The following is a 16,777-nucleotide window of genomic DNA, read 5'->3' as shown; positions in this document are numbered from 1 at the left end:
CCTATTCTATAGGCTATGTTCTCTAATTTTACGAAAATAGCCGCTATTTCCCTAAGCAAAATTGTGAGAAAAGCTGGTCGATCAAGCTTTCATGAACAGCATCCCCAATGATTTCACCAAGGATTTCCCACGTTCTTGTCAAATCAATTTGAACGATATCTATTGGCACGCCGCTTTCCACACCTTGAATGGCATCTTCGAGTGCTTGCTGGGCTTGTGTAATCAGACCTATATGGCGAGAATTCGAGACATATGTCATGTCGCCTGCTTCCAAGTCACCTTGGAAGAACATGGACGAAATCGCTTCTTCTAGTTCATCGATCCCTTGTTCCTCTTTTAATGAAGTGGAGATGACAGTATGCCTGTCAGCAAGTTCCTTCACTTCGGCAAGATTTATCCTCGTAGGCAAATCGGTTTTATTGACGATGACAATGACGTCCATTCCGCTCACCGCTTCAAACAACTGCTTGTCCTCATGTGTTAGTTCATCATTATTGTTTAGCACGAGCAAAATCAAGTCCGCTTTCTTAAGTACCTCACGCGATCTCTCCACCCCGATGCGTTCCACAATATCTTCCGTTTCACGGATTCCAGCTGTGTCCACCAGGCGCAGCGGAACACCACGAACACTGACGTACTCTTCGATGACATCACGTGTGGTTCCGGGAATATCGGTCACAATCGCCTTATTTTCATGAACAAGACTATTTAACAAAGAGGATTTCCCTACATTTGGACGCCCAATAATGACTGTTGAGAGACCTTCTCTTAATATCTTACCCTGTTGGGAAGTTTGTAACAGCTTTTCCAGTTCCTCTTTTACAAAAGTGGACTTTTCAAGCAACATATTATGGGTCATCTCTTCCACATCATCATATTCTGGGTAATCAATGTTCACTTCCACATGGGCCAATGTCTCCAAAATTTCCTGACGAAGTTTCTGGATCAGGTTTGATAATCGACCTTCCATCTGTCCAAGTGCCACATTCATTGCCCGGTCCGTCTTGGCACGGATCAAATCCATCACTGCTTCTGCTTGGGAAAGATCGATCCGCCCATTGAGGAAGGCACGTTTGGTGAATTCTCCAGGTTCTGCGAGTCTTGCCCCCCTGCTTAATACAAGCTGAAGCAATTTATTAACGGAAACAAGTCCACCGTGACAATTTATCTCCACAACATCTTCACGAGTAAAGGTTTTCGGCCCTCTCATAACCGATACCATAACTTCTTCTATGGTTTTATCCGTTTTTGGGTCTACGATATGTCCGTAGTGAATGGTATGAGAAGCAACGTCCTTCATTTTTTTACCGGAGGGAGTGACAAAGATCTCATCAACGATTCGAAAAGCTTCCTCTCCGCTTAATCGGACTATGGCAATCGCCCCTTCTCCCATCGGAGTCGAAATGGCTGCAATCGTGTCAAACTCATACATATCATTCACCTCATTTCTTTTTCATTTTTTCGGCAACAAAAACTGCCTATCTATAATCAATGGAAGTTATCGACCTTTAACCTACTAAGGTTAGCATAATTTTTTCTTCTTTTAAAGTATTCCCCTTCGACAGTTATCCACAAAAATTTCCCGAAACGTAAATCCGCTAGAATAATTTTAACTTATCCACATGTGAATAACAATAAACAAATCTCGCACATTTGTGTCATTAGTTTTTCCTTTTTTCAGACGATTAAAACTTAACGAGTTGAAAAGCTTTTAATAACATTCAACTCCTTCAGATTTCCGTTTCAGGTGTTCGGTTTTCGCAGGACGATGTTTGAGCCTCTTAACTTCGCTAGGAGACTGAAAAAGTAATGAATTTTTATATTCTGATAAACACCGCTGTTAATTTCCGCAAACGGCTTCGCTTTCCACGGGGCGACCTTGAGCCTCCTCACTTCGTTGCGGGGTCTCAAGATTGTCGCTATTCCCCCGCTGGAGTCTTCGCCTATTGCTCCAATTAACAGCTAGAAACCATAAAAAAGTAAGTTTTTAGGTTTTTCATTGACCATAACCTATCTCCCTATCTCCCTCAAACCTTTCACTAAATCTCTAGGTATATTCTCATAAATCAAAAAAACGGCCGGCCCTTTTGCATAGGGTCAGCCGTTTTACGTTTTGGATTATCTTTTAGCGACTTTCTTTTTGGTTGTGATGACAAGGGAACGGTTCGGTTCTTTTCCTACCGAATAGGTTTCTACTTCAGGGTAGGCAGAGATGATCGAATGCATCACCTTGCGTTCAAAAGAAGGCATCGGTTCAAGATGTACATCCTGTTTGGTTTTCATTGCTTTTTGTGCAAGCCGCTCCGCAAGCTGCTCTAGGGTTTCCCGGCGCTTTTCACGGTACCCTTCTGCATCAATGACAACAGAAAGGTACTGATTGGAATAGCGGTTTGCGACAATTTGTGTCAAGTATTGCAGGGAATTAAGGGTTTGTCCCCTTTTCCCGATGATTAATGCGGTTTTCTCGCCACTGATGCCAATGTAGATATTCCTACCTTCCACTTTTACATCAAGTTCAGCGATGATATTCATTTCGGTAAGAACTTTCTTCAAGAAATTCGTTGATTCTTCGATTGGGTCATGCTTCAATTTGACAGTTACAACACTAGGTTTAGAGCCAAACAATCCGAAGAGACCTTTCTTGCCTTCGTCAACGATTGTAATGTCTGCACGGTCTTTTGATGTGTTTAGTTGAGCTAAAGCAGATTGGACAGCTTCCTCGACTGTTGGACCAGTTGCAGTTATTTCTCTCACTTTTTCGTTCCTCCTGCAGTTCCAGTAGCTGTTTCTTTTGCTTTTCTCAGCTCCGGTCCTTTAATAAAGTAAGTTTGTACAATCATAAAGATGTTACCTACTACCCAGTATAGGGAAAGTGCTGCCGGGAAGTTGATCGCAAAGACCACGATCATGATCGGCATGATCCAAAGCATCATCACCATTTGCGGGTTATTGTCCATGCCCGCCATCATGATTTTTTGCTGAATGAACGTCGTGATACCAGCAACAACAGGTAAGATGAAGTATGGATCCGGATCTCCTAAGTCAAACCATAAGAAATTATGGTTGGCAATTTCCGTCGTACGGGTGATCGCATGGAAAAATCCGATAAGAATCGGCATTTGAACCAATAACGGAAAACATCCAGCTAACGGATTAACACCATGCTTTTGGAAAAGACCCATCGTTTCTTGTTGCAATTTCTGTTGGGTTTTCTGGTCTTTAGAGCTATATTTTTCACGAAGTGCTTTCATTTCCGGTTGTAAGGCTTGCATCGCCTTTGCATTCTTCGTTTGTTTGATCATCAACGGTAAGATAGCAAATCGGATTAATAACGTTACAATAATAATAGATAGGCCGTAATCATTGTTTAGTAATGTAGCAAAATAAGTAATCAACCAAGATAGCGGATAAACCACATATTCGTTCCAGAAGCCTTCACTTTCATTGGTGATCGGCTGATTGATTTCTGTACAGCCTGATAGCAAAGCTACAAGTCCAATAAGGGCCATTAGTAGCCATATTCGATTTTTCAACCTCTTTTTCCTCCTTTTTACACAAAAAAAATGATTCCTTTTACATCCTATCATTTTTATCTGACAAATTGAATATATGTCACACTTCCAACACATTTTTTCCCTATCCCATTCAACACCGCTTTTGACTTCCGCAAATGGCTTCGCTTTCCTAGGGGCTGACGAGAGCCTCCTCACTTCGTTGCGGGTTCTCCACCTAGCGCTATCTCCCTCAGGAGTCTCCGCCTTTTGCTCCAATCAAAAGCTATAAACTTTTCGGATATTTAAGGAGCTCTTAATGTTTTATTTCTTAGCAGATAGTGTCGGTAGTTTTCTTATTACGTGGTGCAAGCTTTTCTTTACTTCTTCAAATGACATGTCCGCAGCTGGTTTTCGAGCAATGATGACAATGTCGACTCCACCAGGCAACTGTTCTTTCATTTCGTGAATTGCTTGCCGGACAAGCCGCTTGATTCGATTCCTTGTTACAGCGTTTCCAATTTTCTTGCTTACAGATAAGCCGATCCGGAATACCGGTTGGTCCTCTTTCTGCACAGCATATATGACAAATTGCCGATTGGCCATCGACTTTCCTTTTTGGAACACATGTTGGAACTCTTTATTTTTTTTGATTCTTTGTTCTTTCCTCAATGTGTCTCCTCCTGCCTTACACAAATCCTCTAATTCAGTCTTATTTCAACATTCTTTCTCAAATCTAGAGAAAAAATAACCGGAATATGCCCGAAATAGTAAAAAAGACCACTGACAGTCAGTGGCCTTATGCTGATAATACTTTTCTTCCTTTGCGACGACGACGTGCAAGAACTTTACGTCCATTTGCAGAACTCATACGCTCACGGAAACCGTGTACTTTACTACGTTTACGATTATTTGGTTGAAACGTTCTTTTCATTACTATGACACCTCCCTGAGGATACTTCAAAATCTAAGTGGAAAAACACCTCTATATGATCGATAGACATTTATAAGCCGTTTTTCAACACCACTGGAAAGTCTTGCTTTCCTATAATATAAAATTTCTTTACAGACAGTCTTACTAATTATAGAGAATATACCATCGGAATGTCAACTTCCCAAATGTAAGTATAAATTCCCCAGCCTCACAAAGCAACCCTTTCTTTTTATATAGTAAAAACTAACAACCAAATTTAGTTCAAAAAAATCCACAAAAATTATAAGGGAGATGCCAAAGGTGCCTGACCCCGAAAACAAATACTTGATCATCCTCGCCAATTTCAAAATCGGGGTCTGGAACCATTAAGGGGTCTGACCCCTTTTATGCGTTTAATAAATTTTAACCTGTGAATAACTTTTTTCGCTATTTTTCGTCATCCACAACAGTTATCGACAAGGTTTACACAGTATCTTGTGTTGTGGAAAACTTTTCTCCACAATTTGTGGTGATTGTGGATAATATCAAAAAGCAATTGCAACGTAAGGTTTTTTTTGATATTATTATTGTGTTTTCACTCTTAATAAAAGTTTGACTGAAAATAGTTTTCCACAGATTGTGGATAAGATGTGGATAGTTATCCAAGGGTGTTTGTAAGTATTTGTCCACAGGTGTGTGTTTTTGTCGAAAACTACTTTTCTACTATATTATATGTTTTGCACAGTATATCAATGAATAAACATACATCGGGTGTTTTTCTAGCAGAGTGTTTGTTGAACAAAACTTGTACAGATAAGCACCTTTTTCTATTGTTAAAAGGTTTTCCATACACAGACGAAAGGGGGATTCAGGATGAAAAACATTTCTGACCTATGGGTCAAGGCACTCAATCAGATAGAGAAAAAAATAAGCAAGCCAAGCTTTGAAACATGGCTGAAGAGTACAAAGGCCCATTCACTCCAAGGTGATAATTTGGTCATTACCGCGCCTAATGAATTTGCCAGGGACTGGCTTGAGTCCAGATATTCTGGTCTTATTGGAGAAACCATTTCAGATATAACAGGCGAAGAGCTATCCATTAAATTCATTATTCCTCAAAACCAAGCGGATGAAGAGATAGAAATCAAAACTCCGCCTACAAAAGTGAAAAAAGACGATGATTCTATAGAAATTCCGCAAAATATGTTGAATCCGAAATACACATTCGACACGTTTGTGATCGGCTCTGGGAACAGGTTTGCCCATGCGGCATCCTTGGCCGTGGCGGAAGCGCCGGCAAAAGCCTATAATCCGCTTTTCATTTATGGGGGCGTTGGACTCGGCAAAACCCACTTAATGCATGCGATCGGACATTATGTCATCGAGCATAACCCAGCGGCAAAGGTGGTCTATTTATCATCCGAGAAATTCACCAATGAATTCATTAATTCCATCCGTGACAATAAAGCTGTCGATTTCCGCAATAAATATCGAAATGTCGATGTGCTGCTTATTGATGATATTCAGTTCCTTGCTGGAAAAGAACAGACACAAGAAGAATTTTTCCATACTTTCAACACCTTACATGAAGAAAGCAAGCAAATTGTCATCTCCAGTGACCGTCCACCTAAAGAGATTCCAACATTGGAAGATCGTCTTAGATCCCGCTTTGAATGGGGACTGATAACGGACATCACGCCTCCGGACCTGGAAACGCGTATCGCCATTTTACGAAAGAAAGCGAAAGCGGAAGGTTTGGATATTCCGAATGAAGTGATGCTTTATATCGCCAATCAAATTGATTCCAATATCCGTGAATTGGAGGGGGCACTTATTCGGGTTGTCGCCTATTCCTCCTTGATCAATAAAGATATCAATGCCGATTTGGCAGCGGAAGCGTTAAAAGATATCATTCCAAGCTCCAAGCCGAGAGTCGTGACCATTCATGACATCCAACGGACCGTCGGAGAAGAATACAACGTGAAACTAGAAGATTTCAAGGCGAAAAAGCGGACAAAATCTGTCGCTTTCCCTCGTCAAATTGCCATGTACTTATCAAGGGAGCTCACTGATTTCTCCTTACCGAAAATCGGCGAGGAGTTTGGCGGACGTGACCATACAACCGTCATTCATGCCCATGAAAAAATATCTAATCTAGTAAAAACAGATACATCCTTGCAAAAACAGATACAAGCAATAGCCGATTCCCTTAAGAGTTAAACTAGATAATAGATAACCTAGCAGTTGGTTGTAGCACAGGGCAAAGACTCCGGCGGGAGGTAGCGGTTAGAGGAGACCCCGCAGGCAAAGTCGAGGAGGCTCAAGCACCGCCCCGCGGAAAGCGAAGCCAAGTGCGGAAATCAACTACGGAGCCTGAAGCGTTTCGTTAGTCATCCGTGGAAACTGTGCATAAGTGGGCTTAAGTTAAACACAGTTTATACACATGTGGATATCTACTCCTTGTTACAGAAAAAGGACTTATCCACATAATCACAGCCCCTACTATTACTTCTACTGTTTTTTATTAATAAAAATATATAAATAGACCTGCCCTATAAGGAGGATTACGATGAAATTTATTATCCAACGCGACAAGCTGGTTCAAAGCGTTCAAGATGTACTAAAAGCCGTCTCTTCCCGGACAACGATTCCGATTCTTACTGGAATAAAAATTGTCGCGACAGAAGAAGGGGTAACCCTGACTGGTAGTGACTCTGATATTTCTATAGAATCTTTCATTCCTAGTGAAGAAGAAGGATCTGAAAATGTAGAAGTGAAAACATCAGGTAGTGTCGTGCTCCAAGCTCGCTTTTTTAGTGAAATCATTAAAAAACTCCCTATGGATACAGTGGAGATTGAGGTACAAAGCCAATATGTAACGACCATCCGTTCCGGTAACTCTGAATTTAACTTGAATGGCCAGGATGCCGCTGAATATCCTCATCTGCCACAAGTAGAAGAGCAAAATGTATTCAAGGTACCGACAGATCTTTTGAAAAATATTATTCGACAAACAGTGTTCGCAGTGTCCACCTCAGAAACACGCCCTATCTTGACAGGTGTAAACTGGAAGCTTGAAAACCATGAATTAACCTGTATTGCAACAGATAGTCATCGACTTGCTTTACGCAAGGCAAAGGTAGAAGCGGAGAACGACATTTCTTGCAATGTGGTGATTCCTGGTAAAAGCTTGAATGAATTAAATAAAATCCTTGATGACAATAATGAACTGTTGGATATCGTGGTAACGGAAAACCAAGTTCTGTTCAAAGCCAAGAACATTCTTTTCTTTTCTCGTTTGCTTGATGGAAACTATCCGGATACGTCCCGATTGATTCCTGCCGAAAGTAAAACAGACATCACGGTAACGACGAAGGAATTCCTACAGGCCATCGATCGTGCAAGCCTTTTGGCAAGAGAGGGAAGAAACAATGTCGTAAAGTTGGCGACACTTGAGGCAGATGCTTTGGAGGTTTCCTCTAACTCTCCGGAAGTAGGGAAAGTAGTGGAGCAAGTCCAAAGTAACTCCATAAGTGGCGAAGAATTGAAAATCTCTTTTAGCGCGAAATACATGATGGATGCGTTAAAAGCGCTTGAAGGTAACGAGATCCTGATCAACTTTACCGGAGCGATGAGACCATTCGTCATCAAAACATTGCATGACGATTCCATGCTTCAACTTATCCTGCCTGTCAGAACCTATTAAGAACGTGATGAAGAAAGCTACTAGCGACCATTCCTAGTGGCTTTCTTTTCTATATGGGGAAGTTCTAGTACAATAGGAAATAGACAATAAGGGAATGTTAACGAGAAGACAGGAAACATCACATAACCCTTAAAAAGAAAGTGAGCGCGAATCGATGAAAGAAATCCAAATTTCAACAGAGTTTATTACGCTTGGGCAATTCTTAAAACTTGCAGATGTCATTCAATCAGGTGGGATGGCGAAGTGGTTCCTTCAGGAGTATGAAGTGAAGGTGAATGGAGAGCTCGAAGATAGAAGAGGAAGAAAGCTAGTCGTGCAGGATGTAGTAGAAATAGACGGTCAAGGAAGCTATGTTGTTGTTTCCTGATGAGTTGGTGAAGCGGATTGTATATTGAAGAATTGAGCTTGAGACACTATCGGAATTATGAAAGCCTGCATGCTGTATTCGAAAACGGTGTGAATGTTATTTTGGGAGAAAATGCACAAGGCAAGACAAATGTCATGGAATCCATCTATGTCCTGGCGATGGCTAAATCACACCGGACGTCCAATGATAAAGATCTTATCAGATGGGACGAAGAGTATGGTAAAATAGAGGGTAGGATACATAAACGAAATGGGCCATTGCCCTTGCAGCTCGTTATCAGTAAAAAAGGGAAAAAAGCAAAGATCAACCATATCGAGCAAACAAAATTAAGCCAGTATATCGGAAATATGAATATCGTCATGTTTGCACCTGAGGATCTGACACTGGTGAAGGGCAGTCCTCAGGTAAGGCGTCGTTTCATCGACATGGAACTGGGGCAGGTATCTCCGAGGTACATGCATGACCTCTCTAGGTATCAAAAGGTATTGCAGCAGCGGAACCATTATTTAAAGCAATTGCAGACGAAAAAACAAAAGGACGAGACCATGCTGTTGGTCCTGACAGAGCAACTCATTGAACTTGCCGCAAGCATCACGGAAAAACGGCAGGAATTTGTCCAATTGTTACAAAGCTGGGCTCAGCCCATCCATAAAAGCATCAGCAGAGGTTTGGAAGAATTAACCATTATCTACAAACCATCTATTGATTATGTATCAGAAACAACAAACTTGTCGAAAATGATAGAAGCATATAACGAAAAGTTTGATAAAATAAAAGTTAGAGAAATTGAAAGAGGCGTGACACTCTTCGGACCGCATCGTGATGACCTACTCTTTCAAGTGAACGGAAAAGACGTCCAAACATTTGGATCGCAAGGACAGCAGCGCACAACCGCTCTTTCGCTGAAGCTTGCCGAAATAGATCTTATTCACTCGGTAGTAGGGGAGTATCCCATTCTCCTCCTAGATGACGTGCTTTCGGAACTTGATGACTATAGGCAGTCCCACCTTTTGAATACGATACAAGGAAAGGTCCAAACTTTCGTGACGACGACAAATGTTGATGGAATAGATCATCAGACCTTGAAACAGGCGGCTACGTATGAAGTGGTTTCAGGTACGATCAAGAAACGAAATTGAGGTGAATGGGCATGTATCTGCACATTGGAGAAGAAGTGATGGTGCGAGCTTCGCAAATAATTGCCATATTAGATCGCAGATTGTTGCAGTCGGATTGGAAAAGCACCCTTCCGGATGTGGCAAGCAAATCCATCAAAAATATCAGTAAGCATGATATCAAATCAATTGTGATTACCGAAGAGAATATTTATCTCTCTCCCTTAGCCTCGACAACCTTAAAAAAAAGAATGGACACCTCCTTTGAGGAGACGCTCTATTAGATATAGCAGATATTTCAGCTGGTGAATGAAGTACTAGGCGAAGACTCCAGCAGGGGGATAGCGACATTTTTGAGACCCCAAGGAAAGCGCAGCCCTGTGTAAGAATCACCAATGGAGAACCACTATCTTTTCAAAAGGGGGAACGCACCCCGTTAACCATAAACGAAGTCTATTGTGTAGAAATAAAAAGTGAAGGTGATAGATATGACGATGGACCAAAAAGAACTGCAAGAAAATAGCTATGATGAGAGTAATATACAGGTACTCGAAGGGTTAGAAGCCGTTCGTAAAAGACCTGGTATGTATATCGGTTCCACCAGTGCCAAAGGATTGCACCACTTGGTGTGGGAAATTGTCGATAACAGTATCGATGAAGCGTTGGCAGGATATTGCTCTGAGATCAATGTCATTGTGGAAAAAGACAACAGTATCACGGTAAAAGATAATGGTCGTGGAATCCCGGTTGGAATCCATGAAAAAATGGGCCGACCTGCAGTGGAAGTCATCATGACCGTCCTTCATGCCGGAGGGAAATTCGGCGGTGGCGGTTATAAAGTATCCGGGGGTCTTCACGGGGTTGGTGCGTCGGTAGTAAATGCCCTATCTTCCGAACTGGAGATCTACGTTCATCGTGATGGAAACATCCACTATCAAAAATATAACAAAGGGGTACCGAATGAGGACCTGAAAGTGATCGGGGAAACCGACATCACAGGGACCATCATTCATTTCGTTCCCGATGAAGAGATTTTTACAGAAACGAAGGAATATGATTACGATACGTTAGCGCACCGTTTGCGTGAGCTTGCGTTTTTGAATAAAGGAATAAGGATCACCATTGAGGATAAGCGTGAAGAAGGATCCAAGAAGAATGAATACCACTATGAAGGCGGTATCGCATCTTATGTGGAGCATTTGAATCGTACCAAAGAAGTCATTCATGAGGAAGTCGTGTTTGTAGAGGGAGAAAAGGACGGCATCTCCATCGAAGTGGCACTTCAATATAATGATAGCTACACAAGCAACCTGTACTCTTTTGCCAATAACATCAGCACCTATGAAGGTGGAACACATGAATCAGGTTTTAAAACGGCATTGACGAGAGTAATCAACGATTATGCACGTAAAAACAATATATTCAAAGATGCAGATGGCAACCTGACAGGGGAAGATGTGCGAGAAGGTTTGACCGCGATCGTATCCATCAAACATCCGGACCCGCAGTTTGAGGGCCAAACAAAAACAAAACTAGGAAACAGTGAGGCAAGAACGGTAACCGACTCTGTTTTCACCGAGAAGTTTGAAGGCTTCCTTCTGGAAAACCCTTCTGCGGCAAGGAAGATCGTCGAAAAAGGTTTGATGGCCTCAAGGGCCCGTATGGCTGCAAAAAAAGCGAGAGAGCTGACAAGAAGAAAAAGCGCGCTCGAAATCTCCAGCTTGCCTGGGAAATTGGCCGACTGCTCCTCAAAAGATCCGGCTATCAGCGAAATATATGTGGTAGAGGGAGATTCGGCGGGTGGATCCGCTAAACAAGGCCGTGACCGCCACTTCCAAGCAATCCTGCCTTTACGTGGAAAAATCATTAACGTAGAGAAGGCAAGACTGGATAAGATTTTATCCAACAACGAGGTACGTGCCATCATCACGGCACTTGGAACCGGAATTGGCGAGGACTTCGATATCTCCCGTGCCCGGTATCATAAAATCGTGATCATGACTGATGCCGACGTCGACGGGGCCCATATCCGTACCCTGTTGCTGACGTTCTTCTATCGCTATATGCGTCAGATCATTGAACATGGTTTCATCTACATTGCACAACCACCGTTGTACAAGATCCAACAGGGCAAGAAGATCGAGTATGCCTATAATGAGCGACAGCTAGAGGAAATTCTTGCAACGATGTCCGACCAACCAAAAGCCGGCATCCAGCGTTACAAGGGTCTTGGAGAGATGAATCCTGAGCAGCTATGGGAAACAACGATGGATCCTGTTTCCAGAACGCTTCTGCAAGTAAGTTTGCAGGATGCAATCGAAGCGGATGAAACGTTTGAGATATTGATGGGCGATAAAGTAGAACCAAGAAGAAACTTTATCCAAGATAATGCGCGTTACGTAAAGAACTTGGATATCTAATCTAAAACCAAACAAGAAAGCGGGGTAGTGTCATGCTATCCTGTCTTTTACATAGAGAAGAGCGAAAGCGAATGTAGTCTAGAACTCACATTTCGCAAGGAGGTTCGTAATTATGTCTGAGAGGTCCTCAGTTAAAGAAATAAATATCAGTCAGGAAATGAGAACATCTTTCCTGGATTATGCCATGAGTGTTATCGTATCCCGTGCCCTGCCGGATGTACGTGACGGATTAAAGCCTGTACACCGACGCATTCTGTATGCGATGAATGACTTGGGGATGACAGCTGATAAAGCCTATAAGAAATCCGCCCGTATCGTCGGGGAAGTAATCGGGAAGTACCATCCACATGGTGACTCTGCCGTTTATGACACAATGGTCCGGATGGCGCAGGATTTCAACTTCCGTTACATGCTGATCGATGGACACGGTAACTTCGGTTCAGTCGATGGAGACGCTGCAGCAGCAATGCGTTACACCGAGGCAAGAATGTCAAAGATCTCGATGGAAATCCTTCGGGACATCAACAAAGATACCATTGACTATCAAGATAACTACGATGGTTCTGAAAGAGAACCAATCGTGTTACCTGCACGTTTTCCAAACCTGCTAGTAAACGGTGCATCTGGTATCGCGGTAGGAATGGCAACGAATATTCCACCTCATCAACTTGGAGAAATAATAGACGGGGTACTTGCCGTAAGTAAGGACCCTGATATCACCATTCCAGAATTGATGGAAATCATCCCTGGCCCGGATTTCCCGACTGCTGGACAAATATTGGGCAGAAGCGGAATCAGAAGAGCGTATGAAACAGGTCGCGGATCCATCACGGTTCGTGCAAAAGTGGAGATTGAAACGAAGCCGAACGGCAGGGAAGTCATCCTTGTCCATGAACTACCTTATCAGGTTAACAAAGCAAAATTGATTGAAAAAATCGCAGACCTTGTGCGTGATAAGAAGATAGAAGGCATCTCCGATTTACGTGATGAATCCGACCGTAACGGAATGCGCATCGTCATGGAAGTCAAAAAAGACGCAAACGCCAATGTCCTTCTCAATAATTTATACAAACAGACTTCCCTTCAGACAAGCTTTGGTATCAACCTGCTTGCATTAGTAAATGGGGAACCGAAAGTATTGAACTTGAAACAATGTCTGTATTACTACTTAGAACATCAAAAAGTGGTAATCAAGCGTCGCACAGCATTTGAACTGCGAAAAGCGGAAGCAAGAGCACACATCTTAGAAGGTCTGCGCATTGCCCTAGATCACTTGGATGCTGTTATCACCCTGATTCGTAGTTCCCAAACGGCTGATATAGCCCGTGAAGGCTTAATGACCGAATTCTCTCTATCTGAGAAACAAGCACAGGCTATCCTGGATATGCGCCTACAACGTCTAACAGGCTTAGAGCGCGAAAAGATTGAAGAAGAATATCAAGGGCTCATGCAGCTTATTGCTGAACTGAAAGCAATCCTTGCAGATGAAGAAAAGGTACTTGAAATTATTCGTGAGGAATTAACAGAAGTAAAAGAACGATTCAATGACACTCGTCGTACCGAGATTATGGTCGGAGGCTTTGAAAACATTGAGGACGAGGATTTGATTCCACGTCAAAATGTCGTGATCACCCTTACGCATAATGGCTATATTAAGCGTCTGCCACTTTCCACTTACCGTAGCCAACGAAGAGGTGGCCGTGGGATACAGGGAATGGGGACCAATGAGAACGACTTTGTCGAACATCTATTGACTACATCCACACACGATACGCTTTTATTCTTTACAAACAAAGGAAAAGTATACCGTGCAAAAGGATATGAAATTCCAGAGTTCAGCCGTACAGCCAAAGGAATTCCGATCATCAACCTTCTAGAGGTGGAAAAAGGGGAATGGGTCAATGCCATTATCCCGGTAGAAGACTTTGTGGATGACTGGTACCTATTCTTTACAACCAAGCATGGTATCTCCAAGCGTTCTCCATTATCCCAATTCGCCAACATCCGTAAAGGTGGATTGATTGCTTTAGGACTCCGTGATAACGATGAATTGATTTCAGTCAAATTAACGGACGGAACGAAAGAGATGATTATCGGGACGAAGAAAGGGATGCTCATCCGTTTCCATGAAACAGATGTACGTTCCATGGGAAGAACAGCAACCGGCGTAAAAGGTATATCCATTTCCGACAACGATGAAGTAGTGGGAATGGAGCTGTTGGATGAGGGCCTTGATGTATTGGTCGTAACCAAGAACGGATATGGTAAACGTACCCCGGCAGAAGAGTACCGAATCCAAAGCCGTGGAGGAAAAGGAATCAAGACGTGTAACATTACCGAGCGTAATGGGGAGCTTGTTGCAGTGAAGACTGTAACAACCGAAGAGGACTTGATGCTTATCACTGCGAGCGGCGTTCTGATTCGTATGTCAGTGGATGGCATCTCTCAAATGGGCCGAAACACCCAAGGAGTGAAGCTGATCCGCCTTGCAGATAATGAATTTGTCACGACAGTGGCAAGAGTGGACAAAGAAGACGAACCAGAAGATGGTTCGGAAGATACAGAAATCGAAGAAGGAAATTCCACCCAAGAGGTCGAAGAATAAAAGATGCATAGTAATTGATCAACTCTAACAGAGGAGCACTTTCATGTGTTCCTCTTTGTTTATAAGGAGAGAGACGTTCATGTTAGTAAAAACCGAGCAGTTGGTGGAAGGATGTATCTTAGCAAAGGAGGTAAAAGCACTCACCTCCAAACCGATCATGACCAAAAGAACCGTCCTGACAAACGAGCATATCGAAATACTGGAATCTTTTCTTGTGGAAAAAGTAGAAGTGGAAACCTTTCTATCAAATGGACAGCCCTTCAATCCTCAACTTTTAGCAATGGTAGAAAAAAAGCCAAAAGAAGACTCCTTCCTGCAATTGTACTTTAAAGCGACCCAAGCTTATAAAAGAATGTATGAAGGTTGGGAGTCCGGGACCCCCATCGATTACAGCGCTGTACGTAAGACAATCATTCCTTTGATTGAGAAGTCCCTTCAACACCAAGAAGAAGTGTTCACCGTCTATCATTATACAAATGAAGAAGAATACATCTATCACCATTCCGTGGCAGTGGCACTCATCGCTGCGGCTATAGCAAATGCCCTTGGGAATAAAAAGAAAGACATCATCCAGGTTGGAATAGCTGGATTCCTGATGGATTGCGGCATGTCACGCATTGATCAAAAAATCTTGAAAAATGTGGCTGTACTAAAAAGAGAAGAGTTTTCCCAGATCAAAGAACATCCCATCTTGAGTTACCAAATGGTTAGCAAACAACCGGTCATCCAAGATGAAATAAAACTTGCGGTTCTCCAACATCACGAGCGCTATGATAAAACCGGGTATCCTTTTGGGCTTGCAGAAGACAAGATCCATCCTTATACAAAGATACTTGCTGTTGCAGACGTCTTCCATGCCATGACATCACCAAGAAAATATCGAAGCAAGCAATCACCCTTTAAAGTATTGGAACAGCTCAAGCATGAAACCTTCGGAAAATATGATCTATCTATCGTCCAAGCCCTTATAACAAATGTTTGCAGTTTCAGCATAGGAGACAAAATCAGGCTTTCCAATAAGAAAATCGCTGAAATTGTTTTTCTAGATCCCAATAATCCCCCAAGGCCAATGGTAAGGGAACTTGATTCCGATCGGTTCATAACGTTGACCCAGGAGTTAGATATCTATATGGAAGAAATCGTGAAATAGACTTTTAAGTAGGGGGTTGTATTTGCCCCTACTTTTCTTTTGGCTGAGAGGCCGATCAAGACCTGCATCGATAATAGCTCACTAGAAAAAGAAATTAAAAATATATTAAAAAAGTAATTGCATCCCTATCACCACCGTGCTATAATCAATCAAGTCAGCAACGACAGCAGGTTACATCCTCACAATCTTAAAAAAAGATAATGAAAAGATGTTGACTTACACGCTGGTAAATGATATATTAGTGAAGTCGCTTTCGACAAGTGACACCAACTAAAGAGTTCTTTGAAAACTAAACAAAACAACAGCGTCATAACGTCGGTTCTACGGAACTGGCAAAATGATTTTAAGTAACACAAGCTAGCAAATTTTGAGCAAAAGCTCAGACTCTTTATTGGAGAGTTTGATCCTGGCTCAGGACGAACGCTGGCGGCGTGCCTAATACATGCAAGTCGAGCGGACCTTTCAAAAGCTTGCTTTTGAAAGGTCAGCGGCGGACGGGTGAGTAACACGTGGGCAACCTGCCTGTAAGACTGGGATAACTTCGGGAAACCGGAGCTAATACCGGATAATATAAGGAACCTCCTGGTTCTTTATTGAAAGATGGTTTCGGCTATCACTTACAGATGGGCCCGCGGCGCATTAGCTAGTTGGTGAGGTAACGGCTCACCAAGGCGACGATGCGTAGCCGACCTGAGAGGGTGATCGGCCACACTGGGACTGAGACACGGCCCAGACTCCTACGGGAGGCAGCAGTAGGGAATCTTCCACAATGGACGAAAGTCTGATGGAGCAACGCCGCGTGAGCGATGAAGGCCTTCGGGTCGTAAAGCTCTGTTGTTAGGGAAGAACAAGTGCGAGAGTAACTGCTCGCACCTTGACGGTACCTAACCAGAAAGCCACGGCTAACTACGTGCCAGCAGCCGCGGTAATACGTAGGTGGCAAGCGTTGTCCGGAATTATTGGGCGTAAAGCGCGCGCAGGTGGTCCTTTAAGTCTGATGTGAAAGCCCA

At 42.8% G+C, this 16,777-nt stretch carries 13 protein-coding genes and 1 rRNA gene; 9 read left to right on the top strand and 5 right to left on the bottom strand.

Annotated elements, in window-relative coordinates; translation table 11 throughout:
- Positions 1–43: 43 nt before the first annotated feature.
- The 5 genes from mnmE to rpmH form a co-directional block, all read right to left on the bottom strand.
- Entirely contained in the window at positions 44–1,432 is a 1,389-nt protein-coding gene (gene mnmE, locus EKQ44_RS05505; RefSeq protein WP_237662584.1) for a tRNA uridine-5-carboxymethylaminomethyl(34) synthesis GTPase MnmE, read from the bottom strand.
- Between the two features lie 686 nt (positions 1,433–2,118).
- Entirely contained in the window at positions 2,119–2,754 is a 636-nt protein-coding gene (jag, locus tag EKQ44_RS05500; RefSeq protein ID WP_237662583.1) for an RNA-binding cell elongation regulator Jag/EloR, read from the bottom strand.
- Positions 2,751–3,533: a YidC family membrane integrase SpoIIIJ gene (spoIIIJ, locus tag EKQ44_RS05495; protein ID WP_237662582.1), complete on the bottom strand. Its 783-nt coding sequence runs from the start codon at positions 3,531–3,533 to the stop codon at positions 2,751–2,753. Before spoIIIJ ends, jag begins: the two co-directional genes overlap by 4 nt.
- A gap of 282 nt (positions 3,534–3,815) precedes the next feature.
- Entirely contained in the window at positions 3,816–4,163 is a 348-nt protein-coding gene (rnpA, locus tag EKQ44_RS05490; protein WP_237662581.1) for a ribonuclease P protein component, read from the bottom strand.
- A 127-nt stretch (positions 4,164–4,290) separates the two neighbouring features.
- The gene (gene rpmH, locus EKQ44_RS05485) at positions 4,291–4,425 is read right to left on the bottom strand and encodes a 50S ribosomal protein L34 (RefSeq protein ID WP_010197888.1); all 135 of its coding nucleotides are present in this window, start codon (positions 4,423–4,425) and stop codon (positions 4,291–4,293) included.
- Between the two features lie 852 nt (positions 4,426–5,277).
- On the opposite strand from rpmH, the gene dnaA reads away from it, so the two are divergent.
- From dnaA to EKQ44_RS05440, 9 genes are all read left to right on the top strand, one after another.
- The gene (gene dnaA, locus EKQ44_RS05480) at positions 5,278–6,624 is read left to right on the top strand and encodes a chromosomal replication initiator protein DnaA (protein ID WP_237662580.1); all 1,347 of its coding nucleotides are present in this window, start codon (positions 5,278–5,280) and stop codon (positions 6,622–6,624) included.
- A 349-nt stretch (positions 6,625–6,973) separates the two neighbouring features.
- Entirely contained in the window at positions 6,974–8,110 is a 1,137-nt protein-coding gene (dnaN, locus tag EKQ44_RS05475; RefSeq protein ID WP_237662579.1) for a DNA polymerase III subunit beta, read from the top strand.
- A 154-nt stretch (positions 8,111–8,264) separates the two neighbouring features.
- Positions 8,265–8,477, top strand: a complete 213-nt coding sequence (yaaA, locus tag EKQ44_RS05470) for a S4 domain-containing protein YaaA (RefSeq protein ID WP_237662578.1) — start codon at positions 8,265–8,267, stop codon at positions 8,475–8,477.
- 17 nt (positions 8,478–8,494) lie between these two features.
- Positions 8,495–9,616, top strand: a complete 1,122-nt coding sequence (recF, locus tag EKQ44_RS05465) for a DNA replication/repair protein RecF (protein ID WP_237662577.1) — start codon at positions 8,495–8,497, stop codon at positions 9,614–9,616.
- Between the two features lie 11 nt (positions 9,617–9,627).
- Complete coding sequence (gene remB / locus EKQ44_RS05460) at positions 9,628–9,876, top strand: extracellular matrix regulator RemB (RefSeq protein WP_237662576.1); 249 nt, start codon at positions 9,628–9,630, stop codon at positions 9,874–9,876.
- A gap of 210 nt (positions 9,877–10,086) precedes the next feature.
- Complete coding sequence (gene gyrB, locus EKQ44_RS05455; protein WP_237663296.1) at positions 10,087–12,012, top strand: DNA topoisomerase (ATP-hydrolyzing) subunit B; 1,926 nt, start codon at positions 10,087–10,089, stop codon at positions 12,010–12,012.
- A 112-nt stretch (positions 12,013–12,124) separates the two neighbouring features.
- Positions 12,125–14,617, top strand: a complete 2,493-nt coding sequence (gene gyrA / locus EKQ44_RS05450; protein ID WP_237662575.1) for a DNA gyrase subunit A — start codon at positions 12,125–12,127, stop codon at positions 14,615–14,617.
- A gap of 79 nt (positions 14,618–14,696) precedes the next feature.
- On the top strand, positions 14,697–15,767 hold the full coding sequence (locus EKQ44_RS05445) for an HD-GYP domain-containing protein (RefSeq protein ID WP_237662574.1): 1,071 nt from the start codon (positions 14,697–14,699) through the stop codon (positions 15,765–15,767).
- Between the two features lie 388 nt (positions 15,768–16,155).
- Positions 16,156–16,777: ribosomal RNA gene (locus tag EKQ44_RS05440) — 16S ribosomal RNA — on the top strand; the annotation flags it as partial.

It is taken from the genome of Sutcliffiella horikoshii, from assembly GCF_021991925.1.
Taxonomy (GTDB): domain Bacteria; phylum Bacillota; class Bacilli; order Bacillales; family Bacillaceae_I; genus Sutcliffiella_A; species Sutcliffiella_A horikoshii_F.
This window is presented reverse-complemented; position numbering and strand designations above follow the sequence as displayed.